The organism is Ramlibacter pinisoli, from assembly GCF_009758015.1.
Classification (GTDB): domain Bacteria; phylum Pseudomonadota; class Gammaproteobacteria; order Burkholderiales; family Burkholderiaceae_C; genus Ramlibacter; species Ramlibacter pinisoli.
Map to the genome: position 1 here is coordinate 1,917,547 of NZ_WSEL01000009.1, position 26,327 is coordinate 1,943,873.

The window sequence follows — 26,327 nt, forward strand, 5'->3', positions numbered from 1 at the left end:
TGTCGATGACCCAGCTGCCCGTCCACGATCCCGCCACCGGCGCCCTGATCGCCACCCTGCCGGCCGACGACGCGGCCTCGGTCGCCGCTTGCTACGCCGCGGCACGCGCCGCCCAGGCGGCCTGGGCCGCCACTCCGCTGGCCGACCGCAAGGTCTGCATCGAGCGCTTCCGCGCCGGCGTGGTCGGCCAGTTGGAGTCGCTGGCGGTGACCATGACGCGCGAGACCGGCAAGCCGATCCGGATGTCGCGCAACGAGCTCAACGGGCTGCTGCCGCGCATCGACTTCTTCCTCGGCATGGTCGAACCGGTGCTGGCGCCCGAACAGGTGTTCGACGAGTCCGGCATGCGCGAGGTGATCCAGCACGAGCCGCTGGGCGTGGTCGCCAACATCTCGGCCTGGAACTACCCCTGGTTCGTCGGCTGCAACGTCATCCTGCCGGCGCTGCTCGCCGGCAATGCGGTGCTCTACAAACCCTCGGAATACGCCGCCCAGACCGGCCTGGCGATCACCCGGCTGCTGCACGAGGCCGGCGTGCCGCCCGCGGTGATGGCCTGCCTGGTGGGCGCCGGCGCCGTCGGCACCGCCCTGCTCGAGCAGCCGGTGGACGGTGTCTTCTTCACCGGCTCGCACGCCACCGGCCGCCGCATCTCGCAGGCGCTCGCCGGCCGCTTCGTGAAGCTGCAGCTGGAGCTGGGCGGCAAGGACCCGACCTATGTCTGCGAGGACGTCGATCCGCGCACGGCGGCCGAGTCGCTGGCCGACGGCGCCATGTACAACACCGGCCAGAGCTGCTGCTCGGTCGAACGCATCTACGTGCACGAGAAGATCCACGACGCCTTCGTGGCGGCCTTCGTCAACACCGTCAAGGGCCTGCGCCGCGGCGACCCCATGCGCGAGGACACCTACATCGGCGCCATCACGCGGGCGCCACAGCTCGAGGTGCTGGAAGCCCAGGTCGCCGATGCGCGGGCCAAGGGCGCGACGCTGCTGGCGGGCGGCGCGCGCGGCGCCGGTCCCGGCAACTGGTTCGAGCCCACCGTGTTCTCGGGTGTCGACCACCGCATGGAACTGATGCGCGAGGAGAGCTTCGGGCCCGTGATCGGCATCCAGAAAGTGGCGGGCGACGAGGAGGCGGTGCGCCTGATGAACGACACCCGCTACGGCCTCACCGCCGGCGTCTACACCCGCGACGAGGCGCGGGCGCGGCGGCTGCTGGCGCAGGTGCACGCCGGCAGCGTCTACTGGAACTGCTGCGACCGCGTGAGCCCGCGCCTGCCCTGGAGCGGCGTCGGCGACTCCGGCATCGGCCTGACCTTGTCCAGCTACGGCATCCAGGCCTTCACGCGGCCCAAGGCCTGGCACCTGCGCGCCGCGTGAAGCCGCGCCTCGCCCTCTTCGACCTCGACCACACGCTGCTGCTGGGCGACAGCGATGTGCTGTGGTGCGATTTCCTGATCGCCGAAGGCCTGCTCGATCGCGCCGCCTTTGCCGTGCGCAACGCCGACATGGAGTCGCGCTACCAGGCCGGCACGGTGGGCGTGGACGAGTTCGCGGGCTTCTACGTGTCCACCCTGGCCGGCCGCAGCCCGTTGGAGTGGGAGCCGCTGCGCCGGCGCTTCCTGCACGAGCAGGTGGTGCCGCGCATTCCGCCGGGCGCGCTGGACCTGGTGCGCCAGGAACGGGCGGCCGGCGCGCTGGTCGTGCTGACCACCGCCACCAACCGCTACATCACGGAGCTGACGGCGGCCCACCTGGGCATCGACCACCTGCTGGCCACCGAGGCGCAGCAGCAGGACGGCCTGTTCACCGGCGGAGTGTACGGGCCGCCCAATATGCGCGCGGGCAAGGTGCGACGCCTGCAGGACTGGCTGGCGCAGCGAGGTTCATCGCTGGCCGGTTGGCACAGCATTGCCTACAGCGACTCGTCGAATGACCTGCCGCTGCTGGAAGCGGCCGACGAGGCGGTGGCCGTCGAGCCCGATCCGCAGCTGGCCGCCATCGCGCGCCAGCGCGCGTGGCGCGTCATCCGTTGGAACGGCTGAGCCAGCTCAGGCCGCCTCGAGCTCGCCGCGCGCCTTCACGCAATAGTCGAGCAGGTCGTCGATCTCGGTGGACTTGTCGAACACCGCGTCGGCGCCCAGCTGGGCGCAGCGGCGCCGCATGTCGGCCGTCGCATGGTTGCTCAGCACGATGACCTTCTGGCCGCGCCGGCGCGTGCGGCCGGCCTCCACCACCTTGAGGCCGCTGCCCTGGCGCAGGAACAGGTCGACGACGGCGATGTCCCAGGCATCGGGGTGGGCCGCCAGCCAGGACTTGCCTTCGCTCTCGGTGTCGGCCAAGCCGACGCACTCCACCTCCGCCAGCTCCTGCAGCGTCTCGATGAGGTTCTCTCGGATGGTCGGGCTGTCCTCGACGATATAGGCTCGCAATGCCACTCGGTGCTCCGGAGGCCCTGCCCCCAGGGGGACATGGCCGATGCTTCATTGCCCCCAATCTAGTCGCTCGCCAGCAACCCAAGTGCAAGCAGCCCGGCCAAGCGCCTGTAGGAGACGGCGGTCAGGAGGCGATCAGGCGGCCGCCGCCGCGAACACCCCGGCCGCCTCCAGCGTGAACTCGTCGGCCACCAGCATCCGCACCAGTTCCGCGTCGCCGACCAGGCGGAACTGCGCCACCTCGCCGTCCTGGTTGACCGGCGCCACGCCGTCGGGCACCCGTGCCCGGTACCAGTCGATCACCTCGACGACGTAGCCGCCGGCCACCTCGCCCGCCGGTCCCCGGCTGAGCACCGCGCCGCCGCGCTGCAGGTCCTCGAGCTGGTCCAGCCGGAGGCCGGCCTCCTCCCAGGTCTCGCGCTGGAGTGCCTCGGCCACCGCATCGCGGGCCGGCACCATGCCCCCCATCAGGGTGTCCCACAGCCCCGGGTCGGTGGGCTTGTCGAGTGCACGCTGCTGGATCCAGTGGCCGCTGCCGGCCTGGCCGAGCAGGTGCACGGCCCGGGTGGCGATGCCCAGCGGCCGGACCGCCGCCCGCTCGATGCTGCCGAGCACCGCACCGTCCTCGCCTGCCACCGCAAGCTGCTCGTCGCGCCAGGCATGGGCGCGACCGGCGGCGCGCATGGCATCGGCCAGGACCTGCAGCGCGGTGGTCAGGTCGGCGCCGTCGACCAAGTAGCCGGGGCCGGCCGGGTCCATCGCCGGCCGCAGCAGGGGCACGGTGGTGGGCGCCGCCGCGTGCAGGCCCGCCACCCACTGCGGCTCGACCGAACCGATGGCGTGGCCGCGCCAGCGCAGCGGCAGCCGCGGCTGCGCCGGCGGACGATCCAGCCGTGCGCGCAGGCCGGCCAGCCAGCCGGCGGGCAGCGCCGGAAATCCGCTCACAGGGTGAGGATGGTGCTGCCGGTGGTCTTGCGCGCCTCGAGCGCGCGGTGCGCGTCCTGCACCTGCTCCAGCGGGAAGCGCTGGTCGATGCGGATCTTGACCTGGCCGCCGGTAACGGCGGCGAACAGGTCGTCGGCCATCGCCTGCGTGTTCTCGCGGCTGGTGATGTGCGAGAACAGCGTCTGCCGGGTGACGTAGAGCGAGCCCTTGGTGCCCAGGATGCCGGGCGCGAAGGGCGGCACCGGGCCCGAGGCGTTGCCGAAACTGGCCATCAGGCCCAGCGGCTGCAGGCAGTCGAGCGACTTCTCCCAGGTGTCCTTGCCGACCGAGTCGTAGACCACCTTCACGCCCTTGCCGCCGGTGATCTCCTTGACCCGCTCCTTGAAGTCTTCCTTCGCGTAGTTGATCACGTGCGTCGCGCCGTGCTCCTTGGCCAGGGCGCACTTGGCGTCGGAGCCGGCCGTCCCAATGAGCTGCAGCCCCAGCGCCCTGGCCCACTGGCAGGCGATCAGGCCGACGCCGCCGGCGGCGGCGTGGAACAGCACGTAGTCGCCGGCCTTCAGCCCGCCCTGCGGGCTGGTGCGGCGCAGCAGGTACTGCGCCGTCAGGCCCTTGAGCATCATGGCGGCGCCGGTGTCGAAATCGATCGCGTCCGGCAGCTTGCAGACGTTCATCGCCGGCATCACCCGCACGTCGCAATAGCTGCCGGGCGGCTGGCTCGCATAGGCGGCGCGGTCACCCGGACGCAGGTGCGTGACGCCCTCGCCCACCGCCTCGACGATGCCGGAGCCCTCCATGCCCAGCTTCAGGGGCATGGGCAGCTGGTACAGGCCGGTGCGCTGGTAGACGTCGATGAAGTTCAGGCCGACCGCCTTGTGGCGGATGCGGATCTGGCCGGGGCCCGGCTCGCCGACCTGCACGTCGACGATCTTCATCTGCTCGGGCCCGCCATTCTGGTCGATCTGGACGGCTCTGGACATGGTCGTGTTCTCCTCGATGCTGGTCATGGGGCCGCGGCGCGGCGCGCCATCCTGCCACACATCGCGGGACGCCGCCGGGGCCCCCGATACAGTTGCGCCATGCACCAACGCCTGACGCCCGCCACCGCCGCCCTGCTCGTGCTGCCGCCCTTGCTGTGGGCCGGCAACGCGGTGGTCGGCCGGCTGCTGGCAGGCCTGGTGCCGCCCATCACGCTGAACTTCCTGCGCTGGCTGCTCGCCTTCCTGCTGCTGCTGCCGTCGACCGCCTGGCTGCTGCGGCGCGACAGCCCGCTGTGGCCCCTGTGGCGCCGCTTCGCCGTGCTCGGCCTGCTGGGCGTGGGCTGCTACAACGCGCTGCAGTACCTGGCCCTGAAGACCTCCACGCCGCTGAACGTCACGCTGGTGGCCGCCAGCACGCCGGCCTGGATGCTGGGCATCGGGGCGCTGTGCTTCGGCCAGCGCATCACGGCGCGGCAGGTCGCGGGTGCGGCGCTGTCGATCGCCGGCGTGCTGGTCGTGCTGAGCCGCGGCGACTGGGACCTGCTGCTGCAGGTGCGGCTGGTGCCGGGCGACTTCTACGTCCTGCTGGCCACCGTGGCCTGGGCGTTCTACAGCTGGCTGCTGGTGCGGCCCGGCGATCCGGCCGCCATCCGCGGCAACTGGGCGGCCCTGCTCATGGCGCAGATGGTGTTCGGGCTCGGCTGGTCGGCGCTGTTCGCCGCCGGCGAGTGGGCGGCGGCCCCGCAGTACATCGCCTGGAGCTGGCCGGTCGCGGCGGCGTTGCTGTTCGTGGCGGTGGGGCCGGCGATCCTGGCCTACCGGTGCTGGGGGCTGGGCGTGCAGCGCGTCGGGCCGACGGTGGCCGGCTTCTTCTCCAACCTGGCGCCGGTGTTCGCCGCCGTGATGTCGGCGGCGGTCCTGGGCGAGCTGCCGCGGCCGTTCCACGGCGTCGCCTTCCTGCTCATCGTGGGCGGCATCTTCATCTCGTCGCGCAAGGCGTGAGCGCCGGCCGCCCGGCGCGGCCGTTCAGTGGGTGCCGGGGTAGGCGCCGCCGTCGGTGAGCAGGTTCTGGCCGGTGATGTAGCTCGCCTGCATGCTGCACAGGAAGGCGCAGGCGGCGCCGAACTCCGCCGGCGTGCCCAGGCGGCCGGCGGGGATGGTGGCCACCCGGGCCGCCAGCACTTCGTCGCGGCTCTTGCCGGTCTTCTTGGCCGCGCCGTCCAGCGTGGCCTTGATGCGGTCGGTGTCGAACGAGCCGGGCAGCAGGTTGTTGATGGTGACGTTGGCCGCCGCCAGTTTCTTCGTGCGCGCCACGCCGGCCACGAAGCCGGTGAGGCCGCTGCGCGCGCCGTTGGACAGGCCCAGGATGTCGATCGGCGCCTTCACCGACGACGAGGTGATGTTGACGATGCGGCCGAAGCCGCGCGCAACCATGCCGTCGACCTGCGACTTGATCAACTCGATCGGGGTCAGCATGTTGGCGTCGACCGCCTTGATCCAGGCCTCGCGGTCCCATTCGCGGAAGTCGCCCGGGGGCGGACCACCGGCGTTGGTGACCACGATGTCGAAGTCGCGGCGCACGGCGAACACCGCGGCGCGGCCTTCCGGGGTCGTGATGTCGGCCGCCACCTGCAGCACCTGCGCCGCGGCCGGCTTGGCCGGGTCGGCCTGCAGCTGCTCCACCGCCGCCTGCAGGGCCGGCGCGCCGCGCGCCACCAGCACCACGTTCACACCCTCGCGGGCCAGCGCCTGCGCGCAGCCGAAGCCGAGTCCCTTGCTGGCGCCACCCACCAGCGCCCATTTGCCCGCAATGCCGAGGTCCATAGAATTGCGCCCTTCTGTCGTCGAGATTTGGAACGCAGGATGATACGTGCCCGCTCGCGCTCCAGCGCCGGGGCCTGGCTGTTCGCACTGGTGCTGGCGGCCTCGCTGCCGGCCCCCGCGCAGGCCCAGGAGGAACCGGCGCTGGCCCGCCGCACCACCGAGTTGCGCGAAGCGCCCGGCGAGGCCGGCCGCAGCCTGGCCACGCTGGCCGCCGACACGCCGCTGACTCGCCTGGCCGACCGCCAGGGCCCCTGGGTGCGGGTGCGCACCGCCGCCGGCGCCACCGGCTGGGTCCATCTGTTCGACCTGGGCCCCGCGTCCGGCGCCGCCGGCACCTCGGGCGGCGGGGCCGCCAGTGCGCTGCGCGGTGTCGCCAGCTTCTTCACCAAGCCGTCGCAGCAGCGCGCGATCACGCCGACCTCGACCATCGGCATCCGCGGCCTGGGCGCCGAGGACCTGGCGCAGGCCCAGCCCGACACCGCGGCGGTGACACGGATGGAGGCCCTGCGCGTGGCCGAGCCGCAGGCGCGCCAGTTCGCGCGCGAGGCGGCGCTGCGGACCGAGTCCGTCGAACCGCTGCCGGTGCCTGCCCGCAGTGGCCAGGGAGGTCAGCCGTGATGCGCCGCTGCACCGCCGTCGCCCTGGCCGCCGCCGCGCTGCTCGCGCTGCCAGCCGCGGCGCAGACCAGCGGCCTGGGCCTGCTCAATTCCATCCTGGGCGGCCAGCAGGGCGGCTCGGCCTCGCCGGCCGCAGCGCTGGGCAGCCTGCTGGGCGGCACGCAGCCGACCGCTACAGCGGCGCCGGCCAACGACCTGATGACCCTGCTGTCGCAGGCCGACGGCACGATCGACGAGACGAGGGAGATCGAGATCGGCCGCCAGCTGGCGGCGGTGCTGCTGGGAAGCAAGCCACTGCACGCCGACGCGGCCCTTCAGCGCTACGTCAACCAGCTCGGGCGCTGGATCAGCCTGCAGTCGGCCCGGCCCCTGCTGCCCTGGACCTTCGGCGTGCTCGACGACCCCGGCTTCAACGCCTTCGCGGCACCGGGCGGGTTCGTCTTCGTCACCAGGGGCCTGGTCGATCGCGTCGACGAGGCGGAGCTGGCCGGCATCCTGGCGCACGAGATCACGCACGTGACCGAGCGCCACCACCTGCAGGCCCTGCGCAGCAAGGCGCGCGCCGGCCTGGCCACCCAGCTGCTCGGCTCGCAGATCCGCACCAGCAACGCCGTCGGCAGCCTGGTCTCGCAGCAGATGCTGGCGCTGGGGCGCAACCTCTATTTCAGCGGCCTCGACCAGAGCGACGAGTTCGAGGCCGATCGCCAGGGCGTGGCGCTGGCCGCGCGTTCCGGCTTCGACCCCTACGGCCTGCCCGGCGTGCTGCAGCAGTTGCGTTCGGCGGCGCCCGACAACCCGCTGTTCGCGTTGTCGCTGTCGACCCATCCGCCGGCCCAGCAGCGGCTGGACCTGCTCGAACAGGCGATGGGCCGCCGCCTCGACGCCTTGGCCGGCAAGCCGGTGGTGCGCATCGAGCAGCGGCTCGCACAGCCGAAGCGCTGACGCCGGCCCCGCGGCGGCACCGCTGCCGCCGGCCCGGTCACTCGCTGTCGTGCAGCAGGCGCGCGTGCAGGCGCCGCAGCGACAGCCAGACCGCGAAGGCGACCACCGGGATGGCGGTGGCGGCAGTGCCCTCGGGCGTGAACGGCCAGCCGAAGGCGTGTGCGCCCTTGGCGAGGTAGCTCACCAGGCCGACCACGTAGTAGGTGATGGCCGCCACCGACAGCCCCTCCACCGTCGCCTGCAGCTTCAGCTGCAGGCCCTGGCGCGTGTTCATCGCCGTGAGCAGGCCCTGAGCGCTCTGCTGCTGCTCGATCTCCACCCGCGTGCGCAGCAGGTTGCTGATGCGCGAGACGCGCTGCGACAGCGCGTCCTGCCGGCGCGTGGCCCACTCGCAGGTGCTGCGGGCCGGCGACAGGCGCCGGCCGATGAACTCGCCCAGCGTCTGCAGCCCCGCCAGGCGCGATTCGCCGATGTCGGCGATGCGCCGGTCGACCAGCTCGAAATAGGCCGCGCTGGCCGAGAAGCGCGCATGCGTGGCCGCGTACTGGCCCTCCACCTCGCCGGCCAGCTTGGTCAGGCGATCCAGCAGCCGCGGCTCGTCGTTGCGCTCGGCCACCCGGATCGCCGCGGCCAGTTCGGCCAGCTCGCGCTCGGCGGTGCCGAGGGCCGCGAAGGCCTGGCGGGCGGCCGGTAGCCCGAGCAGCGCCGCCATGCGGTAGCTGTCGATCTCCAGCAGTTGCTGCACCAGGCGGCCCAGGCGGCGCGGCGTCATCCCGCCCGCCAGCAGCACCATGCGGGAAAAGCCGTCGGGATGCAGGGACCAGTCGGTGTAGACCTCTCCATGGCCATCGGCCACGGTGGACGCCACCAGCGTCTCCTCGCGCAGCACGTGCGACGCCAGGCTGGCGGCGCCGAACTGCTGGCTGGAGAGGACCCACAGGTGCAGGCCCGCCAGCCACTGGCCCGGCAGCGCCGCCAGCCACTCGCGCGGCACCGCCTCCAGCGCGGGCGCGGGCTCGCGGCTGCCGAATCCGGCGGCATCGAAGGGGCGCGAGAAGGTCCAGCTGACGAATTCGGTGTGCAATTCCCAACGCAGCCGCATGCCGCCCACGTCCATCCGCAGGTGCGTGGTCTGGGCATCGGGCAGCGGAAGGTGGTGGTCGCGCAGCAGCGCCGCCAGGTGCTCCCGGCTCGCCTCGCGCTCGGCCGCATCGCACACCATGACCAGGTGCGACAGCGCCAGCGGCGCGCCCATGGCCTCGGGCGGGCGGGCATGGATCTCGTTGTGGAGGGCGACGCGCAGCGGGTGCGCGGTGGGTTGGGCGACGATGGACGGCATGGTGGTGCGGACGATTGTGCCCGGCCGTAGCGGCCGCCCAAAGCGACAGCGGCGCCCGAAGGCGCCGCTGGAGGCGAAGCGCCCGGGGGACCGGGCGCAGGCCGTGGCTCACTCCTCCACGAAGGCCTCTTCCCGCTTGTGCTTCACCGAGGGCAGCAGCACGATGATCAGCAGCAGCAGGGCGGCGGCCAGCAGGCCGGCCGACAGCGGCCGGGTGATCAGCACGCTCCAGTCGCCGCGCGACAGCAGCAGGGCCCGGCGCAGGTTCTCTTCCATCATCGGGCCCAGGATGAACCCGAGCAGCAGCGGCGCCGGCTCGGCCCCGAGCTTGATGAAGGCGTAGCCGATGATGCCGAAGGCGGCGACCATCCAGATGTCCCAGGTGTTGTTGTTGGTGGAGTACACGCCGATCGCGCAGAACAGCACGATGGACGGGAACAGCCAGCGGTAGGGCACGGTGAGCAGCTTGATCCACATGCCGATCAGCGGCAGGTTCAGGATCACCAGCATCGCGTTGCCGATCCACATCGAGGCGATCAGGCCCCAGAACAGCTGCGGGTTGCTGGTCATCACCTGCGGGCCCGGCTGGATGTTGTGGATGGTCATGGCACCGACCATCAGCGCCATCACGGCGTTGGGCGGGATGCCCAGCGTCAGCAGCGGGATGAAGGAGGTCTGCGAGCCGGCGTTGTTGGCCGACTCGGGCGCCGCGACGCCGCGGATGTTGCCCTTGCCGAACGGCACTTCGCCCGGACGCAGCTTGGTCTTCTTCTCGATCGTGTAGGCCGCGAAGGCGGACAGCAGGGCGCCGCCGCCAGGCAGGATGCCGAGCGCCGAGCCCAGGAGCGTGCCGCGCAGCACAGCCGGGATCATGTTGCGGAAGTCTTCCTTGGTCGGGAACAGGTGCTCGACCTTGGCAGTGAAGACCTCGCGGTGCTCGGACGAGTGCGACAGGTTCTGGATGATCTCGCCGTAGCCGAACACGCCCATGGCGATGACGATGAAGCCGATGCCGTCGGTCAGTTCCGGGATGTCGAACGAGAAGCGCGCCACGCCGGAGTTGACGTCGGTGCCCACCAGGCCGAGCAGCAGGCCCAGCACGATCATCGCCACCGCCTTGATCAGCGAGCCGGAGGCCAGCACCACGGCGCCGATCAGGCCCAGGATCATCAGCGAGAAGTATTCGGCCGGACCGAACTTGAACGCCACCTCGGTCAGCGGCGCGGCGAAGGCCGCCAGGATCAGCGTGCCGACGCAGCCGGCGAAGAACGATCCCAGGCCGGCGGCCGCAAGGGCTGGGCCGGCGCGGCCCTGGCGGGCCATCTGGTAGCCGTCGATCACGGTCACCACCGAGGACGATTCGCCCGGCAGGTTGACCAGGATGGCGGTGGTGGAGCCGCCGTAGGAAGCGCCGTAGTAGATGCCGGCCAGCATGATCAGGGCCGACACCGGCGGCAGCGCGTAGGTGGCCGGCAGCAGCATGGCGATGGTGGCCACCGGGCCGATGCCGGGCAGAACGCCGATCAGCGTGCCCAGCAGGCAGCCGATGAAGGCGTACAGCAGGTTGATCGGCGTGAAGGCCACGCCGAAGCCGATCGCCAGGTTGGAAATCAGGTCCATGGTTTGCTCGCTCAGCCGGTGATGAAGGAAGGCCAGACGGGGAACTGCAGCTTGAGCAGGACCACGAAGGCGAGATAGCTGCCGATGGCCAGCACGGTCGCGAGGATCGCGACTTCCTTGGCCTTGAACTCGTCGCCGGCCAGGGCGGCCACGAACGTCAGGCCGTAGATGGCCACGATCAACCCGAAGGCCGGCACGCCCAGCTTGGGCAGGCCGGCCAGCAGGATGCCGAACAGGATGTTGGAGCCGATGATGAAGCCCAGGGGCTTCCAGGCCAGGCTGCCGATGCGGTCGCCGTTCTCGGTCTCCACCACCAGTGCGGTGAAGGTGATGATGGCGCCCAGCGCGGCCAGCAGGATGCCCAGCATCAGCGGGAAGTAGCCCGGGCCCATGCGGGCGCCGTTGCCGACCGTGTAGTTGGTCGCGCCCCAGGCAAACGCAATGCCCACCGCAGTGAACATCAGGCCGGCCACGAAGTCTTTCTGGCTCTTGATTTTCAAGTCACGTCTCCTCGGGAGATTCCGAAGGGACGGATTGTTGCGGTCAGGTGCCGGTCAGGCGATGTGGATTTCACCTATATCAACTGGACTGACCAGGTACTGACCGTTTCGCCGAGCCGGCCGTCATTTTGGAGCGAGCCTGACCAGAAGCTGACTTTTGGGCCTCAGTCGGACAGGGGCGGGGTGGCCGACAGGACCTCCTCCAGGGTGGTCAGTCCCTCGGCCACGCGCAGGGCGCCGGCCAGGCGCAGCGGGCGCATGCCGTCGGCGACGCCCTGGCGGCGCAGGGCGGCCATGGCCGGCTCACGGGACACGCGCTCCTTGAAGGCCTCGCTGACGGTCAGCAGTTCGTACAGGCCCATCCGGCCCATGAAGCCGGTCATGCGGCAGTCGACGCAGCCCACGGCCCGGTAGGGGCGCCAGCCGCCGGTGAGCTTCCAGGGCCGGATCATCTCTTCGGCCGCCTCGCGGGCGGTGTGCTCGTCGGGCGCGCGGCACTGCTTGCACAGGGTGCGCACCAGCCGCTGGGCGAGCACGCCCAGCACCGTGGCGTTGATCAGGTAACCGGGCACGCCCAGCTCCATCAGGCGGGTGACGGCCGACGGCGCGTCGTTGGTGTGCAGGGTGGAGAACACCAGGTGGCCGGTGAGCGCGGCCTGCACCGCCATCTCGGCCGTGGCCAGGTCGCGGATCTCGCCCACCATGATGATGTCGGGGTCCTGGCGCATCAGGGCGCGCAGCCCCTCGGCGAAACCGAAGTCCAGCTGGGTCTGGACCTGGGTCTGGTTGAAGGACGGCTCGATCATCTCGATCGGGTCCTCCACGGTGCTGACGTTCACCTCCTCGGTCGCGACCCGCTTGAGGGTGGAGTACAGCGTGGTGGTCTTGCCCGAGCCGGTCGGGCCGGTGACCAGCACGATGCCGTGCGGCCGCTTGACCAGCGCCTCCCAGCGCTGGGCGTCGTGCTGCGAGAAGCCGAGCGCGTCGAGGTCCTTGACGGCCGTGTCGGGATCGAAGATGCGCATCACCATCTTCTCGCCGAAGGCCGTCGGCAGGGTCGACAGGCGCATTTCCACCTCGTCGCCGCGCGGGTTGCGGGTCTTGATGCGGCCGTCCTGCGGCCGGCGCTTCTCCACCACGTCCATGCGGCCGAGCAGCTTGATGCGCGCCGTCATCGCGTTGAGCACGCCCATGGGCATCTGGTAGACCGGGTGCAGGATGCCGTCGATGCGGAACCGGATCACGCCCTGCTCGCGGCGCGGCTCCAGGTGGATGTCGCTGGCCCGCTGGTCGAAGGCGTACTGCCACAGCCAGTCGACCACCTGCACCACGCCCTGGTCGTTGGCGTCCAGCTGCTTGGTGCTCTTGCCCAGCTCGACCAGCTGCTCGAAGCTGCCGGCGCTCGCGCCGCCGCCCGACTTCTGGGCCGCGCGCACCGACTTGGCGAGCGCGAAGAACTCGGCCGTGTAGCGGTGGATGTCCTGCGGGTTGGCGACCACCCGCCGCACCGAGCGGCGCGCCTGGCGCTCCACCTCGGCCACCCAGCCGGCGATGAACGGCTCGGCCGTGGCGACCACCACCTCGGTCGCGGTCACCTGCACCGGCAGCACGCGGTGCCGCTCGGCATAGGCGGCGCTCATGGTGTCGGCGACCCGGCCGACATCGACCTTGAGCGGGTCGATGCGCAGGTAGTCCAGCCCGGCGCGCCCGGCCAGGTACTGGGTCAGCATCTCGATGTCCAGCGGCTTGCCGTCCTGGGCCCGGGTCATGGCCACCGCCGCCAGCCGCACCAGCGGGTGCTGGGAGCTCTCGGCCTGCGAGCAGCGGGCGATGGTGCGGCGGGCCTCCTCGCCGGAGATGACGCCGTCCTCGCTGAGCCACTGCACCAGGTGCCGCCAGTCGACGGGGCCCTCGTGGGCGAACGGGCGGGAGACGGGCTTGCTGCGCACGGTCGGGCTCATGCCCGCATCATTCCACAGGCTTGAAGACGCGCAACCACTTGTGCGCCGGCAGCCCCCAGCGGGCCCGCACGGCCTCGGCCCGGGCGGCCAGTTCGCCGCGCACCGGCTGCTGGGGCGTGCGCAGCGCCAGCACGATGGTGTTGCCCTCCCGGGTCGGCCGGAACGCCCACACCGCCTCGCGTCCGAACACCGCCGTGATCCGCGCCAGGCTGCGCTCGTAGCTCGAGGAGCGCCCGAACAGGTTGACCGTCATGCAGCCGTCGTCGGTGAGCAGCCGCCGGCAGTCGGCATAGAAGGCCTGGCTGTCGAGGACGGGGGCGGCCGCTTCGTGGTCGTACAGGTCGACCTGGAGCGCGTCGACCTGGCCGCGCCAGTGGGCGTGCGCCGCCACCTCGGCGGCGTCGCCCAGCACGACCGACAGCCGGCTGTCGTCGCGCGGCAGCTTGAACCACAGCCGGCAGGCCGCGATCACCTGCGGATTGAGCTCGATGGCGGTGGTGCGCATGCGCAGCGCACGGTGGCAGAACTTGGTCAGCGACGCCGCACCCAGGCCCAGCTGCATGGCGTGCCGCCGCGCCACGCTGGCCGGATCGACGAACAGCAGCCAGGCCATCATGCGCTGCACGTACTCGAGGTGGATGGCGAACGGGTCGTCGAGCCGCATCGAGCCCTGCACCCATTCCGTGCCCAGGTGCAGGTAGCGGATGTCGCCGTGGTCGGAGAAATTGACTTCGGGCAGGGGCTCGGTCGTGGTCACGCGGCCGATTATCGGCGGCGCCTCAGCTGCCCCGGCCGCGCAACCGCGCGCCCAGCCGCGGCAGGGCCTGCACCGCGTTGGCGGTGGTCGCATCGGCCAGCTCGTCGAGCGGGAGGCCGCGCAGGCCCGCGACCACGGCTGCGATGGCTGGCAGCTGACCCGGCTCGTTACGGCCCTGCGGCTCGCCGCCGGCGCGTTGCGCGGCCGTGCGGTAGAGCCAGTTGGGCGGGATGTCGGGCGCATCGGTTTCCAGCACCAGCGCCGACAGCGGCAGCCCCGCGGCCAGCCGCCGCAGCTGCAGAGCGCGCTCGTGTGTCACCGCGCCGCCGAAGCCCAGCTTGAAGCCCAGCTCGACGAAGGCGCGCGCCTGCTGCTCGCTGCCGTTGAAGGCGTGCGCGATGCCGGTGACGGGCAGCTCGCGCAGGTGCTTCAGCAGGCGGTCGGCCGAGCGCCGCACGTGCAGGATGACCGGCAGCCCGTGGCGGCGGGCGATGCGCAGCTGCTCGCGCAGGAAGCTGTCCTGCCGCTCGGGATCCAGGCCGGCGACGAACAGGTCCAGGCCGATCTCGCCCACGGCCACCAGCGCGGGGTCGTCGGCAAGCTCGGCCAGGCGGCGATCCAGGAGCGCCAGGTCGCTCTCGCGCGCCGCCGGCGTGCGCAGCGGATGGATGCCGAGCGCGTAGCTGTCGCCATGCGTGTGCGCGAGGGCGCGGACGGCCTCGAAGCTGTCGGCGTCGACTGCCGGCAGCACGCAGTGGCGGACGCCGGCGGCGGTTGCGCGCCGGCGCACATCCATGCGATCGGCCGCGAACTCGGGCGCATCCAGATGGCAGTGCGTGTCCACGAACTCGGGCATGGGGCGATGATGCCGCAACGGGCGTGCAGGCCGCGGCAAACCGTGCTACCGTTTGCTCGCAGGCGGTGCTGCACCGCCTTTCTCCCCAGGAAGGTGTTCCGATGCGCAGGCCAGCTCTCTACAGCTCCAGCCGTCCGGCTCCTGCGCAGCAGGCTCCCGCCGCCGCGCAGCCCGCCCCCGATGCGGCTCCGTCCACCCCCACTCCCGCCCGCAAGGGCCGCTGGCGCCGCGCCGCTGCCAGTCCGGCCATGCTCTGGGCCGCCATCGCCCTCCTGGGTGCCCTGCTGGCCACCAGCGTGCTGCTGCAGCCCACCCAGCGCCGGCTGACGCAGAAGGACATCAACGCCGCGGTGCTCAAGACGCTCGAGACGCAGGTGCTGCCGTCCGAGTACGCCAAGGCGGCCGAGAACATCCGGCCCGCCGTGGTGCGCGTGGTCAGCTACATCAAGAAGACCCGGCTCAAGGAGGATCCCGCGGTCAAGCTCGGCCATGGCGGCGCCAAGCCCAAGCCGCTGGGCCCGGCCAAGGCCACCGAGCCCGATGCCCCGCCCGGCGACGACCTGGTGGAAGCCGGCGTCGGCACCGGCGTGGTCATCGTCGACAAGGGCATCATCCTGACCAACCTGCACGTGGTGTCGGGCGCCGACGCCGTGAAGGTCACCTTCTCCGACGGCCTCGAGTCGTCCGCCAGCATCACCGGGGTGCAGCCCGAGAACGACCTGGCGGTGCTGCAGGCGCACAAGATCCCCGACGACATGATCGCGGCCACCATGCGCTCCACGAGCGACCTGGCCCCGGGCGACAAGGTGATCGCGGTCGGGTTCCCGTTCGGCATCGGCCCATCGGTCTCGGGCGGCGTGGTGTCGGGCCTGAAGCGCTCGTTCCGCTCGCCCGAGGGCAAGCAGGAGATGAACAACCTCATCCAGTTCGACGCGGCGGCCAACCCCGGCAATTCGGGCGGTCCGCTGGTCACCATGGACGGCGAGGTGGTGGGCATCGTCACCGCCATCCTCAACCCGACGCCCGCGCGCACCTTCCTGGGCATCGGATTTGCCGTCCCGATCGAGAACGCCGCCTCGGCCGCCGGCCTGCCGCCGTTCTGACCCCAGCCCATCCGTCCTTCGACCATCGACCATCGAGAAAGTTGAACTGCATGGAACAGACCGCCCGCCAGGACAGCGCCACCGCCAAGCTCATGGAGCAGATCCTCTACGAGGTCAAGCGGGTGGTCGTCGGCCAGGACCGCTTCCTCGAACGCGTCATGGTGGCCATGCTCGCGCAGGGCCACCTGCTGGTCGAGGGCGTGCCCGGGCTCGCCAAGACGCTGACGGTCAAGACCCTGGCCAGCACCGTGCGCGGCCAATTCAAGCGCATCCAGTTCACCCCCGACCTGGTGCCGGCCGACCTGGTGGGCACGCGCATCTACAACCAGAAGACCGGCGACTTCTCCACTTCGCTGGGCCCGGTGTTCGCCAACCTGCTGCTGGCCGACGAGATCAACCGCGCGCCCGCCAAGGTGCAGAGCGCGCTGCTGGAAGTGATGCAGGAACGCCAGGTCACCATCGCCGGGCAGACCCACAAGGTGCCCAATCCCTTCCTGGTGATGGCCACCCAGAACCCGATCGAGACCGAGGGCACCTACCCGCTGCCGGAGGCGCAGGTCGACCGCTTCATGATGAAGGTGCTGGTCGACTACCCGACCGACGAGGAGGAGTACGTCATCGTCGAGCGCGTCACCGGCCCGGCGGTCGACGTCATGCCGGTCGCCACCACCGAGCAGCTGGCCGCGCTGCAGCAGGAATGCCGGCGCGTCTATGTCGATCCCTCGCTGGTGCAGTACGCCGTGCGGCTGGTCTCGGCCACGCGCACGCCCGACAAGCACGGCATGAAGGACCTGGGCAAGTTCATCACCTTCGGCGCCAGCCCGCGGGCCACCATCAACCTGGTCGAGGGCGCGCGTGCGCTCGCCATGCTGCGCGGGCGCACCTATGCGCTGCCCGAGGACATGTCCGACCTGGTGCCCGACGTGCTGCGGCACCGCCTGGTGCTGTCCTACGAAGCACTGTCCGAGGGCCTCAGCGGCGACGCCGTCATCGGGCAGATCATGGGCAAGATCCCCGCCCCGCCGCGGCCGCTCGAGCATGAGAAACTGGCTGCGTAGGAGCGCTCCTCCCGAGGCCGCCCCGCCGGTGTCGGCGACGCCGGCGCCTGGCGCCGAGCATGTGCTGCGGCGCCTCGAGTGGACGGTCATCCGCCGCCTCGATGGCCTGCTGCAGGGCGACTACCGCACGCTGATGCGCGGCTCCGGCCTCGACCTGGCGGACCTGCGCGAGTACCAGCACCACGACGACGTCCGCCACATCGACTGGAACGTCACCGCGCGCCAGAACGTGCCGCACGTGCGGGTGTTCACGGAAGACCGCGAGATGGCGGCCTGGTTCCTGCTGGATCTCAGCCCCTCGGTCGACTTCGGCTCCGGCGAGCAGCGCAAGCGCAACGTGTCGGCCGAGTTCGTGGCGGTGCTGGCGCGCATGCTCACCCGGCACGGCAACCGCGTCGGCGCCATGCTGTACGGCAGCGGGGTCGACACCGTCATCCCCACCCGCGGCGGCCGCCGCCACGTGCTGCACGTGCTGCACGCCATCCAGCACCGGCCGCTCAGCGTCGCGGCGGGCCAGACCAACCTGCGCGTGCTGCTCGATTCGGCCGCCAGCCTCATCCGGCGCCGCTCCACCCTGTTCGTCGTTTCCGACTTCATCAGCGAACCGGGCTGGGAGCGCTCGCTCGGCCTGCTGGCCCAGCGGCACGAGGTGGTGGCGGTGCGGGTGCTCGATCCGCTCGAGCTGCAGCTGCCCGACCTCGGCCTGCTCACGCTGCGCGACGCCGAGACTGGCGAGCAGGTGCTGGTCGATACGCACGACCCGGGCTTTCGCAAGCGCTTCGCCCGCATCGCCGCCGAGCGCGAGGCCGAGCTGCGCCAGGGCCTGGCGCAGGCCGGCGTCGACACGCTCGAGCTGTCCACCGACGCCGACCTGGTCGAGGCCATGGTCCGCTTCACCGAGATGCGCAAGCGCCGCTCCCGCCTGTCGTCGGGCAGCCTGCCGGCACACCTGCAACACGCCGCCTAAGGACATCCTTCCATGCAATTCCTCTGGCCCGAGTTCCTGTGGACGCTGCTTGCCGTGCCGCTGCTGGTGCTGCTCTACGCCTGGCTGCTGCGCCGCAAGAAGAAGCTGGCGGTGCGCTACGCCTCGCTGTCCATCGTCAAGGAGGCGATGGGCGCCGGCCAGAGCGTGCGCAGGCACATCCCGCCGGCTCTGTTCCTGCTGGCCGTGGCCGCCATGCTGGTGGCGGCGGCACGGCCGACGGCGGTGGTCACCCTGCCCTCGCAGCAGCAGACCATCATCCTGGCGATGGACGTCTCGGGCAGCATGCGCGCGACCGACGTCCTGCCCAGCCGCCTGGAGGCCGCGCAGACGGCGGCCAAGTCGTTCCTGAAGGAGCTGCCGCGGCACGTGAAGGTGGGCATCGTGGCGTTCGCCGGCTCGGCCCAGGTGGCCCAGCTGCCCACCCTCAGCCGGGAAGACCTGGTCACCGCGATCGACCGCTTCCAGCTGCAGCGCGCCACCGCCACCGGCAACGCCATCGTCATCTCGCTGGCCACCATCTTCCCCGACCAGGGCATCGAGCTGGCGGCCCTGCAGGGCGGCCGCGACCGCGCGCGCGGCTTCTCCATCGACGACCAGAAGAAGGAGAAGAAGGAGTGGACACCCGTCGCGCCGGGCTCGTACACCTCGGCCGCGATCATCATGCTCACCGACGGCCAGCGCACCACCGGCGTCGATCCGCTGGAGGCGGCCAAGATGGCGGCCGACCGCGGCGTGCGCGTCTACACGGTGGGCATCGGCACGGTGGATGGCGAGACCATCGGCTTCGAGGGCTGGTCGATGCGCGTGCGCCTGGACGAGGAGACGCTCAAGGCGGTGGCCACCAAGACCAATGCCGAGTACTTCTACGCCGGCACCGCGCAGGACCTGAAGAAGGTCTACGACGCGCTCAGCTCCAAGCTAACGGTCGAGAAGAAGGAAACCGAGATCTCCGGCCTGCTGGCGCTGGCTGCCGCCGGGCTGTCGGTGCTGGCCGCGGCCCTGTCGCTGCTCTGGTTCAACCGGATTCTTTGACGCAACGCGTCAAAGAACCGGTTGCTCCGGCTTCAGGAACCCCCTCACCCCAGCCCTCTCCCCCGAGGGGGAGAGGGAGCGGTCAGCCCTCGCATGCATTGGCAACCCAGGCGCTCTGTCGTCAGGCGCAGCTGCACCCGCCTCTAACGCGTTCGCGTCAAAAAACCGGTTGCTCCGATTTCGGGATCCCCCGCACTCCAGCCCTCTCCTCCGAGCGGAAGAGGGAGCGGACCAGCCCCCGCATGCAGTGCTAACCCAGGCGCCCTGACGTGAGCCGCAGTTGGCGCCCGCAACGGGCGGCCAGTTGCTCGTCGTGGGTCACCAGCACGAACGCCGTGCCCTGGTCGCGCGCGAGCTGCAGCACCAGCTCGAACACCGTGTCGGCCGTGGTGCGGTCGAGGTTGCCGGTGGGCTCGTCGGCCAGCACGCACGCCGGCCTGGTCACCAGCGCCCGCGCGATGGCCACCCGCTGACGCTCACCGCCGGACAGCTCGGCCGGCCGGTGGGCGAGGCGGTGGCCCAGCCCCACCGATTCGAGGGCCGCGCGGGCCACCTGCTCGTACTCTTCGCGCGCAAGGCGCCGGATGCGCAGCGGCATGGCGACGTTGTCCAGCGCGCTGAACTCCGGCAGCAGGTGGTGGAACTGGTAGACGAAGCCCAGGTGCTTGTTGCGCAGCGCGCCCTGCGTGGCCGGATCGAGCGACGCCAGCAGCTGGCCGGCCAGGCGGACTTCGCCGCCGGTGGGCGCATCCAGCCCGCCCAGCAGGTGCAGCAGGGTGCTCTTGCCGGAGCCCGAGGCGCCGACGATGGCCAGCGTCTCGCCCGGATGCACGTCGAGGTCGATGCCCCGCAGCACCTCGACGTCCAGGCCACCCTCGGAAAAGCGCTTGGCCAGGCCGCGCGCCTGCAGCATCGGGGCGTCGTCACTCATAGCGCAGGGCCTCGGCCGGGTTGACGCGGCTGGCGCGCCAGCTCGGGTAGAGGGTGGCGGCGAACGCCAGCACCAGCGAGATGACGGCGACCGGCAGGATGTCGCCGCGCTGGGGGTCGCTGGGCATGCGGCTGATCAGGTAGATGTCGCGCGGCAGGAAGCTGGCGTGGAACAGCCGCTCGAGCGCCGGCACGATGACGTCGATGTTGAAGGCGATCCCCAGCCCGAGCAGCAGGCCGGCCAGCGTGCCGATGACCCCGACCGCGGCGCCCTGCACGACGAAGATGCCCATGATGCTGCGCGGGCTGGCGCCCAGCGTGCGCAGGATGGCGATGTCGGCGCGCTTGTCGGTCACCGTCATCACCAGCGTGCTCACCAGGTTGAAGGCGGCCACGGCCACGATCAGCGTCAGGATGATGAACATCATGCGTTTCTCGAGCTGCACGGCCGCGAACCAGGTGCGGTTCTGGCGCGTCCAGTCGCGCACCGACACCGGCCCGGTGAGGCTGGTGGCGAGCTCGGCCGCGACGTCGCGCGCGCGGTTCAGGTCCTTGAGCTTGAGCCGCACGCCAGTCGGCCCCTCGAGCCGGAAGAGACGGGCGGCGTCGTCCAGGTGCACCAGCACCAGCCCGCTGTCGTATTCGTAGTGGCCCGAGTCGAAGGTGCCCACCACCGTCATCTGCTTCAGGCGCGGCACGATGCCGGCCGGGGTGACTTGGCCGCCCGGCGCGACCAGGGTGACCGGATCGCCGGCGCGCACGCCCAGGTTGCGCGCCAGCTCCGCGCCCAGCACCACGCCGAACCCACCCGGCACCAGCCTGGCCAGGGTGCCGGCCTGCACCGCCTGGCCGAGGTCGGTGACCTGCGGCTCCAGCAGCGGATCGATGCCGCGCACCAGGGCGCCGCGCATGTCCTCGCCGCGCGCCACCAGCGCCTGCGCGGCGATGAAGGGGGCGGCACCCACCACCTCGGGATTCGCGCGCGCCTCGCGCACCGTGCGTTCCAGGTCGGGCAGCACGCCGCCACCGGGGCCGTACACCTCGACGTGCGACACCACCGCCAGCATGCGGTCGCGCACCTCCTTCTGGAACCCGTTCATCACCGACAACACGATGATGAGCGCGGCCACGCCCAGCGCGATGCCGAGCATGGACACACCGGAGATGAAGGAGATGAAGCCGTCGCGGCGGGTGGCGCGTCCGGCCCGGGTGTAACGCCAGCCCAGCGCGAGCTCGTAGGGAACACGCATGGGACGATTGTCGCGGTTCGCCCGCTTTTGTTCTGGGCGGCATTGTGGCATCCACGACAATCCCGGCCATGTCGGACGGTGCCCACTTGTTGATTCCCTTCGCCGCGTGCGACGGCGAGGGCTGCCGGCAGGCACTGGCCACGCTGTCGCTGCCGCGCATCGGGCACCTGCTCGCGCAGCTGGCGCCGGCCGAGACCGAGGACACCGGCGAGCAGGCGCTGTCCATGCCGCACGAGCGCGCGCTGGCGCGCGAATGCGGGCTGGCCGGCGACGACGGCCGCCTGCCGTGGGCGGCCTGGGACCTGCGCCAGGCCGGCACCGACCCCGGCCCGGCGGCCTGGGCCTGGATCACGCCCTGCCACTGGCGCCTGGGCACGGGCCACGCCGCCATGCACCACCCGCAGGAGCTGGCCCTGGAGGCCGCCGAATCGCAGGCCCTGCTGGCCGCCATGCAGCCCTATTTCGAGCAGGACGGCCTGTCGCTCGCCTACGCCGCGCCCACGCGCTGGCTGGCCTCGGGCCCGCTGTTCGGGCAGCTGGCCCTGGCCTCGCTGGACCGCGTGGTAGGTCGCGTTCTCGACCCCTGGATGCCGAACGGCGACGCCGCCCGGCCACTGCGCCGGCTGCAGCAGGAGATGCAGATGCTGCTGTACACGCACCCCGTCAACGAGGCCCGCGTGCAGGCCGGCCGGCTGCCGGTCAATTCGTTCTGGGCCAGCGGCGCCGGCGCCCTGCCCACCGCGCCACCCCCGGTGCGTCCGGCCGGACTGCAGGTCGCCACCGAGCTGCACGAAGCCGCGCTGCTGCAGGACTGGGACACCTGGACGACGAACTGGCAGCAACTCGATGCCAGCGCCGGCGAGCAGCTGCAGCGCGCGCTGGACGCCGGCCGGCCGGTGGCGCTCACCCTGTGCGGCGAGCGCCGCGCGCGCACCTGGCGCAGCGGTCGCACCGGCCTGGGCCGGCGGCTGGCCCGCCTCTGGTCGCGCCCGCGCCCGGCCGACTTCCTGAAGGACCTATGAAGATCATTCCCCGCGACGTTCCGCCGCGTGCCGCCTGGGCGCTCGAGCAGGCCGGCATCCATCCCCTGCTGGCCCGCCTGTATGCCGCCCGCGGCGTCTGCGCCAAGGACGAGCTCGACGACGGCCTGGCGCGCCTGCTGGCGCCGGCCACGCTGCGCGGCGCGGCCGCCGCCGCCGTGCTGCTCGCCGACGCCATGGCCGCCGGCCGGCGGCTGTGCATCGTGGCCGACTACGACTGCGACGGCGCCACCGCCTGCGCGGTCGGCCTGCGCGGGCTGCGCCTGCTGGGCGCGACGAACGTCGACTACCTGGTGCCCGACCGCGTGGTCGACGGCTACGGGCTGACCCCCTCGATCGCGCAGCGCGTCAAGGCCAGCGGCGCCGACGTGCTGGTCACGGTCGACAACGGCATCGCCAGCGTCGACGGCGTGGCGGCCGCCAATGCGCTGGGGCTGCAGGTGATCGTCACTGACCACCACCTGCCCGGCCCGCAGCTGCCCGACGCCGCCGTCATCGTCAATCCCAACCAGCCGGACTGCGGCTTCGAGAGCAAGTCCATCGCCGGTGTCGGCGTGATGTTCTACGTGCTGCTGGCGTTGCGCGCCGAACTGCGGCAGCGCGGCGTGTTCAGCGCCGACACCCAGCCCAAGCTCGACGCCCTGCTGCCGCTGGTGGCGCTGGGCACGGTGGCCGACGTGGTCAAGCTCGACGCCAACAACCGCCGCCTGGTGGCCCAGGGCCTCAAGCGCATCCGGGCCGGCGCCCTGCCCTGCGGGCTGGCCGCCCTGTTCGCCGCCGCCGGCCGCAAGGCCGACGTCGCCACCACCTTCGACTTCGGCTTCGCCCTCGGGCCTCGCATCAACGCCGCCGGCCGGCTGGCCGACATGCGCCTGGGCATCGAGTGCCTGCTCACCGACGATGCGGCCCGCGCCGCCGAACTGGCCACCACGCTGGACGGCATCAACCGCGAGCGCAAGGACATCGAGGGCGAGATGCGCGAGGCCGCGCTGGAGATCGCCGAATCCCTGTTCGAGGATGGCGAGGAGGCGCCGCCGGCGCTGGTCGTGTTCGATCCCGACTTCCACGAGGGCGTGGTGGGCATCGTGGCCTCGCGCCTGAAGGACCGCTTCCACCGGCCCACCTTCGTGTTCGCGGCAAGCCAGGCGCCCGGCAAGGAACACGAGCTGAAAGGTTCGGGCCGCTCGATCCCGGGCTTCCACCTGCGCGATGCGCTCGACCTGGTGGCCAAGCGCCACCCCGGCGTGCTGCAGCGGTTCGGCGGCCACGCCATGGCCGCCGGCTGCACCATCGGCGAGGAGCACCTCGACACCTTCGAGCAGGCCATGGCGCAGGTGGCGCAGGAGTGGCTGGATGCCGCCACGCTGCTGCGCCGGCTGCACACCGACGGTCCACTCGCACCCGAGTACCGGCGGCCGGAACTGGTCGACCGCCTGCACGAGCAGGTCTGGGGGCAGGGCTTCGCCCCGCCCGTGTTCAGCGAGGAAGTGGAGGTGGTGTCGCAGCGGCTGGTGGGCGAGAAGCACCTGGCGCTGAAGCTGCGCCACCAGGGCCAGGCGGTCGACGGCATGTGGTTCGGCCACACCGAGCCGCTGCCGGCGCGCGCACGCATCGCCTACCGGCTGGATGCCGACGAGTGGCAGGGCGTGCGGCGGGTGCGCTTCCTGATCGAGGGCGTCGAGGGCTAGTCAGGCCGGTGCGCGGCAGGCCGGTTCGTCGAAGTAGGCGAACAGGCGCAGCGCCACCTGCCGCAGCGCCGGGTCCGACAGGGTCTGGGCCCGGGCCAGCTGCCACATCGCGTATTCGCGATCGCCCAGCATCATGGCCGCGCTCACGCAGCGTGCGTGACCGGCCATCAGCAGCGTGAAGGTTCCCAGCAGCTCGGTGGGGCAGTAGTGCGTGGTCACGAGCGGCAGGTCGAAGTCGTCGGAGGAATCCAGCGATGCGCCGGCATCGGCGGTCACCGCTTCGGCATGGTGGGCGAATGTCATGGTGCACTCCCTGGACGACTACTGGTCCTGTGCACTCACGATAGGTGCTGCTACGTGCCTCCACCGTCGGTGGCCGGTCCCTGCCCCTGTCGGACGCTAGCTCAACACGGGCGTCGCCGAAGTGGTGCCCATCGTCAGCGCGCGGCGATGGTCGACTCCGATTCGGCCTGCGCCGTGGTCGGCGGGTGCGCCTGCGGCCGGCAGCCCGGCACCCGGCTGGCGTGCTGGCATTCCACGCTCATCGGCTGGACACCGGCGGCGGCGCGACGCTCCTCGGCCCGGCGCACCTGCTGCGTGCACAACAGGAAGAACGCGAGCAACTGGGTGACGATCAGGGCGGCGAGCACCAGCCAGACGGCGCGGTCGCGCACGAGGCCGGTACTGGGGTCGAGCACACGGGACAACACGGTGATCTCCTAGGGGGTTCTCCCCATGCTAGGAGCCCGGCCACGGCAAACGCTGCCCGCCGCCCGCGACTGCCCGTAGGACAGAATCCAGCCAGCCATGCCCGCCCTGCTCGACGCTGCCGCCACCGCCGACCGCCTGCCGTTCAGCCTGCTTGCCGATGAGATCGAGCGGCTGTTGGGCGACGCGACGGTCCAGGTGCCGGCCCGCCTGGTCCAGCCCCTGCCCGGCGGTGGCAGCCTGTTCGTCATGCCGGCGCTCGACGGCCGGCTGGCGATCACCAAGCTCATCACCTTCACGCCGGCCAATGCCGGCACGGCGCGCCCGGCCATCCAGGGCGACGTGGTCGTCTTCGACGCCGCCACCGGTGTGCGGCAGCTGGTGCTGGACGGGCCGACGGTGACGGCGCGGCGCACGGCGGCGGTGTCGCTGCTGGCGGCGCGGCGCCTGGCGCCGCAGCCCGCGGGGCCGCTGCTGGTCGTGGGCGCCGGGGCACAGGCCCAGGCCCATGTCGAAGCGTTCACCGCCGGACTCGGCGTGCGGGAGCTGCGAATCGTCTCGCGCACCCGCGCCAGCGCGCAGGCGCTGGCCGGCCGCGCGCGCGGCCTGGGGCTGCGCGTCGAGGTCGTCGACGATGCCGACGCGGCGCTGGCGACCTGCCCGCTCGTGGTCACCGCCACGCCGGCCAGCCAGGTGGTGCTGAACGGGCCCTGCCGGCCCGATGCCTTCATCGCCGCCGTCGGCGCCTTCACGCCCCGCATGGTCGAGCTGGCCCCGGCGCTGTGCCGGGCACTGGCCGCGCAGGGCACGGTCGTGCTCGACACGCCGGATGCCGTGCACGAGGCGGGGGACCTGCTGCAGGCCGGGCTCGACCCGGCCGGCTTTCCGACCCTGCGGGACATCGTGCTCGGCCACGCGACGCGGCCCGGCCCGGTGCTGTTCAAGAGTTGCGGCTGGGCCGGCTGGGACCTGGCCGCCGCGCGCTGCGCCTTGCGAGAGGAACCATGACCGCCCTGATCCGCCCCTTCCTTGCCCTGCTGGCCGCCCTGCTGCCGCTGGCCGTGCTCGCCGACGAGGTGCGCGTGGCCGCGGCCGGCGCCGCCAAGCAGGCCATCGAGACGCTGGCCCCGGCCTTCGAGCGCGCCAGCGGGCACCGCGTGCTGGCCAGCTACGACACCGTGGGCGCGCAACGCGACCGGGTCGCGCGCGGCGAGCCGGTCGACGTGGCGGTGCTCAGCGACGCCGCGCTCGCGCAGCTGCGCGAGGCCGGCAAGCTGGCCGCGCTGGCGCCACAGGCGATCGGCCGTGTCCAGGTCGGCATCGCCGTCCCGCGCAGCGCGCCGCTGCCCGACCTGTCGAGCGCACAGGCGCTGCGCGAGGCCCTGCTGGCCGCGCCGTCGATCGCCTACGCCGACCCGGCCCGCGGCGCCACCGCCGGCACCCATTTCGCCAAGGTGCTCGACGCGCTGGAACTGCGCGAGCCGCTGCGCGGCCGGCTCACGGTGCTGCCGTTCGGCGTCGACGTGGTGGAGGCGGTGGGCCAGGGCCGCTATGCGCTGGGCATCAGCCAGTCGAGCGAGATCGTGCAGCACCCGGGCGTGCGCTACGCGGGGCCCCTGCCGCCGCCGCACGGGCAGGGCACCGGCTATGCGGCCGCGGCAGTGGCCGACACGCCGGCGGTGCGCCAGTGGCTGGCCTTCATCGCCAGCCCGGCCGGCATCGAGGCGTTCCGCGCCAGCGGCTTCGGGCGCTGAG

Annotated in this window: 27 protein-coding genes; 13 read left to right on the plus strand and 14 right to left on the minus strand. The window is 71.9% G+C overall.

Features of this window, described 5'->3' with window-relative positions; translation table 11 throughout:
* The first annotated feature begins 5 nt into the window (after positions 1 to 5).
* Both GON04_RS23520 and GON04_RS23525 read left to right on the plus strand, forming a co-directional pair.
* Positions 6 to 1,379 (plus strand): aldehyde dehydrogenase family protein, encoded by a 1,374-nt coding sequence (locus GON04_RS23520; protein ID WP_157400394.1) that lies wholly within the window; start codon positions 6 to 8, stop codon positions 1,377 to 1,379.
* Positions 1,376 to 2,044 (plus strand): HAD-IB family hydrolase, encoded by a 669-nt coding sequence (locus GON04_RS23525; protein WP_181653733.1) that lies wholly within the window; start codon positions 1,376 to 1,378, stop codon positions 2,042 to 2,044. Before GON04_RS23520 ends, GON04_RS23525 begins: the two co-directional genes overlap by 4 nt.
* 6 nt (positions 2,045 to 2,050) lie before the next feature.
* On the opposite strand, the gene GON04_RS23530 is transcribed toward GON04_RS23525, so the two are convergent.
* The 3 genes from GON04_RS23530 to GON04_RS23540 all read right to left on the minus strand — a co-directional run bounded on the left by GON04_RS23530 (position 2,051) and on the right by GON04_RS23540 (position 4,359).
* The gene (locus GON04_RS23530) at positions 2,051 to 2,437 is read right to left on the minus strand and encodes a response regulator (protein ID WP_181653734.1); all 387 of its coding nucleotides are present in this window, start codon (positions 2,435 to 2,437) and stop codon (positions 2,051 to 2,053) included.
* A gap of 132 nt (positions 2,438 to 2,569) precedes the next feature.
* On the minus strand, positions 2,570 to 3,379 hold the full coding sequence (locus GON04_RS23535; protein WP_181653735.1) for an NUDIX domain-containing protein: 810 nt from the start codon (positions 3,377 to 3,379) through the stop codon (positions 2,570 to 2,572).
* Positions 3,376 to 4,359: a quinone oxidoreductase family protein gene (locus GON04_RS23540; protein WP_157400395.1), complete on the minus strand. Its 984-nt coding sequence runs from the start codon at positions 4,357 to 4,359 to the stop codon at positions 3,376 to 3,378. Before GON04_RS23540 ends, GON04_RS23535 begins: the two co-directional genes overlap by 4 nt.
* A 99-nt stretch (positions 4,360 to 4,458) precedes the next feature.
* On the opposite strand from GON04_RS23540, the gene GON04_RS23545 reads away from it, so the two are divergent.
* Positions 4,459 to 5,361: a DMT family transporter gene (locus GON04_RS23545; protein WP_157400396.1), complete on the plus strand. Its 903-nt coding sequence runs from the start codon at positions 4,459 to 4,461 to the stop codon at positions 5,359 to 5,361.
* Positions 5,362 to 5,385: 24 nt separating this feature from the next.
* On the opposite strand, the gene GON04_RS23550 is transcribed toward GON04_RS23545, so the two are convergent.
* Positions 5,386 to 6,183, minus strand: coding sequence for an SDR family oxidoreductase (locus GON04_RS23550; RefSeq protein WP_157400397.1), 798 nt, complete (start codon positions 6,181 to 6,183; stop codon positions 5,386 to 5,388).
* A 39-nt stretch (positions 6,184 to 6,222) separates the two neighbouring features.
* Between GON04_RS23550 and GON04_RS23555 the strand changes: the two genes are divergently transcribed.
* Positions 6,223 to 6,801, plus strand: a complete 579-nt coding sequence (locus tag GON04_RS23555; RefSeq protein WP_157400398.1) for an SH3 domain-containing protein — start codon at positions 6,223 to 6,225, stop codon at positions 6,799 to 6,801.
* A complete protein-coding gene (locus GON04_RS23560) occupies positions 6,801 to 7,742 on the plus strand; it encodes a M48 family metalloprotease (RefSeq protein ID WP_157400399.1) in 942 nt (313 codons plus the stop codon). Before GON04_RS23555 ends, GON04_RS23560 begins: the two co-directional genes overlap by 1 nt.
* Positions 7,743 to 7,779: 37 nt before the next feature.
* On the opposite strand, the gene GON04_RS23565 is transcribed toward GON04_RS23560, so the two are convergent.
* The 6 genes from GON04_RS23565 to GON04_RS23590 form a co-directional block, all read right to left on the minus strand.
* Positions 7,780 to 9,081 carry a DUF3422 family protein gene (locus GON04_RS23565; RefSeq protein WP_157400400.1) on the minus strand — a complete coding sequence of 434 codons (1,302 nt, stop codon included), beginning with the start codon at positions 9,079 to 9,081 and terminating at the stop codon, positions 7,780 to 7,782.
* A gap of 108 nt (positions 9,082 to 9,189) precedes the next feature.
* Complete coding sequence (locus GON04_RS23570) at positions 9,190 to 10,701, minus strand: tripartite tricarboxylate transporter permease (RefSeq protein ID WP_157400401.1); 1,512 nt, start codon at positions 10,699 to 10,701, stop codon at positions 9,190 to 9,192.
* A gap of 11 nt (positions 10,702 to 10,712) precedes the next feature.
* Positions 10,713 to 11,201 carry a tripartite tricarboxylate transporter TctB family protein gene (locus GON04_RS23575; RefSeq protein WP_157400402.1) on the minus strand — a complete coding sequence of 163 codons (489 nt, stop codon included), beginning with the start codon at positions 11,199 to 11,201 and terminating at the stop codon, positions 10,713 to 10,715.
* A gap of 164 nt (positions 11,202 to 11,365) precedes the next feature.
* Entirely contained in the window at positions 11,366 to 13,162 is a 1,797-nt protein-coding gene (tfpB, locus tag GON04_RS23580) for a type IV pilus assembly ATPase TfpB (RefSeq protein WP_157400403.1), read from the minus strand.
* A 7-nt stretch (positions 13,163 to 13,169) separates the two neighbouring features.
* Complete coding sequence (locus GON04_RS23585; RefSeq protein WP_338051039.1) at positions 13,170 to 13,919, minus strand: class I SAM-dependent methyltransferase; 750 nt, start codon at positions 13,917 to 13,919, stop codon at positions 13,170 to 13,172.
* A gap of 22 nt (positions 13,920 to 13,941) precedes the next feature.
* Positions 13,942 to 14,775 (minus strand): TatD family hydrolase, encoded by an 834-nt coding sequence (locus tag GON04_RS23590; protein ID WP_157400404.1) that lies wholly within the window; start codon positions 14,773 to 14,775, stop codon positions 13,942 to 13,944.
* A 101-nt stretch (positions 14,776 to 14,876) separates the two neighbouring features.
* Between GON04_RS23590 and GON04_RS23595 the strand changes: the two genes are divergently transcribed.
* Genes GON04_RS23595 through GON04_RS23610 form a run of 4 tightly spaced genes read left to right on the plus strand, consistent with a single transcriptional unit; the run spans position 14,877 to position 18,956 of the window.
* On the plus strand, positions 14,877 to 15,878 hold the full coding sequence (locus GON04_RS23595) for a S1C family serine protease (protein WP_157400405.1): 1,002 nt from the start codon (positions 14,877 to 14,879) through the stop codon (positions 15,876 to 15,878).
* 50 nt (positions 15,879 to 15,928) lie between these two features.
* Positions 15,929 to 16,936: an AAA family ATPase gene (locus GON04_RS23600; RefSeq protein WP_157400406.1), complete on the plus strand. Its 1,008-nt coding sequence runs from the start codon at positions 15,929 to 15,931 to the stop codon at positions 16,934 to 16,936.
* On the plus strand, positions 16,917 to 17,903 hold the full coding sequence (locus GON04_RS23605; protein ID WP_157400407.1) for a DUF58 domain-containing protein: 987 nt from the start codon (positions 16,917 to 16,919) through the stop codon (positions 17,901 to 17,903). The genes GON04_RS23600 and GON04_RS23605 overlap by 20 nt, the downstream gene beginning before the upstream one ends.
* A 12-nt stretch (positions 17,904 to 17,915) precedes the next feature.
* Positions 17,916 to 18,956, plus strand: coding sequence for a VWA domain-containing protein (locus tag GON04_RS23610; protein ID WP_157400408.1), 1,041 nt, complete (start codon positions 17,916 to 17,918; stop codon positions 18,954 to 18,956).
* A 250-nt stretch (positions 18,957 to 19,206) separates the two neighbouring features.
* Here the strand turns inward: GON04_RS23610 and lolD are convergent, their stop codons facing one another.
* Both lolD and GON04_RS23620 read right to left on the minus strand, forming a co-directional pair.
* On the minus strand, positions 19,207 to 19,887 hold the full coding sequence (gene lolD, locus GON04_RS23615) for a lipoprotein-releasing ABC transporter ATP-binding protein LolD (RefSeq protein ID WP_157400409.1): 681 nt from the start codon (positions 19,885 to 19,887) through the stop codon (positions 19,207 to 19,209).
* On the minus strand, positions 19,880 to 21,136 hold the full coding sequence (locus GON04_RS23620) for a lipoprotein-releasing ABC transporter permease subunit (RefSeq protein ID WP_157400410.1): 1,257 nt from the start codon (positions 21,134 to 21,136) through the stop codon (positions 19,880 to 19,882). Before GON04_RS23620 ends, lolD begins: the two co-directional genes overlap by 8 nt.
* A gap of 68 nt (positions 21,137 to 21,204) precedes the next feature.
* Here GON04_RS23620 and GON04_RS23625 point away from each other — a divergent pair, with 68 nt between their 5' ends.
* Entirely contained in the window at positions 21,205 to 22,158 is a 954-nt protein-coding gene (locus tag GON04_RS23625; RefSeq protein WP_157400411.1) for a phosphoglycerate mutase, read from the plus strand.
* Positions 22,155 to 23,864 (plus strand): single-stranded-DNA-specific exonuclease RecJ, encoded by a 1,710-nt coding sequence (gene recJ, locus GON04_RS23630; protein ID WP_157400412.1) that lies wholly within the window; start codon positions 22,155 to 22,157, stop codon positions 23,862 to 23,864. Before GON04_RS23625 ends, recJ begins: the two co-directional genes overlap by 4 nt.
* On the opposite strand, the gene GON04_RS23635 is transcribed toward recJ, so the two are convergent.
* Both GON04_RS23635 and GON04_RS23640 read right to left on the minus strand, forming a co-directional pair.
* On the minus strand, positions 23,865 to 24,167 hold the full coding sequence (locus tag GON04_RS23635) for a hypothetical protein (protein ID WP_157400413.1): 303 nt from the start codon (positions 24,165 to 24,167) through the stop codon (positions 23,865 to 23,867). It abuts the gene before it with no gap.
* 134 nt (positions 24,168 to 24,301) lie between these two features.
* A complete protein-coding gene (locus tag GON04_RS23640; RefSeq protein ID WP_157400414.1) occupies positions 24,302 to 24,574 on the minus strand; it encodes a hypothetical protein in 273 nt (90 codons plus the stop codon).
* 97 nt (positions 24,575 to 24,671) lie between these two features.
* On the opposite strand from GON04_RS23640, the gene GON04_RS23645 reads away from it, so the two are divergent.
* Positions 24,672 to 25,580, plus strand: a complete 909-nt coding sequence (locus tag GON04_RS23645; RefSeq protein ID WP_157400415.1) for a delta(1)-pyrroline-2-carboxylate reductase family protein — start codon at positions 24,672 to 24,674, stop codon at positions 25,578 to 25,580.
* Positions 25,577 to 26,326: a substrate-binding domain-containing protein gene (locus tag GON04_RS23650; protein WP_157400416.1), complete on the plus strand. Its 750-nt coding sequence runs from the start codon at positions 25,577 to 25,579 to the stop codon at positions 26,324 to 26,326. Before GON04_RS23645 ends, GON04_RS23650 begins: the two co-directional genes overlap by 4 nt.
* Position 26,327: the final 1 nt, after the last annotated feature.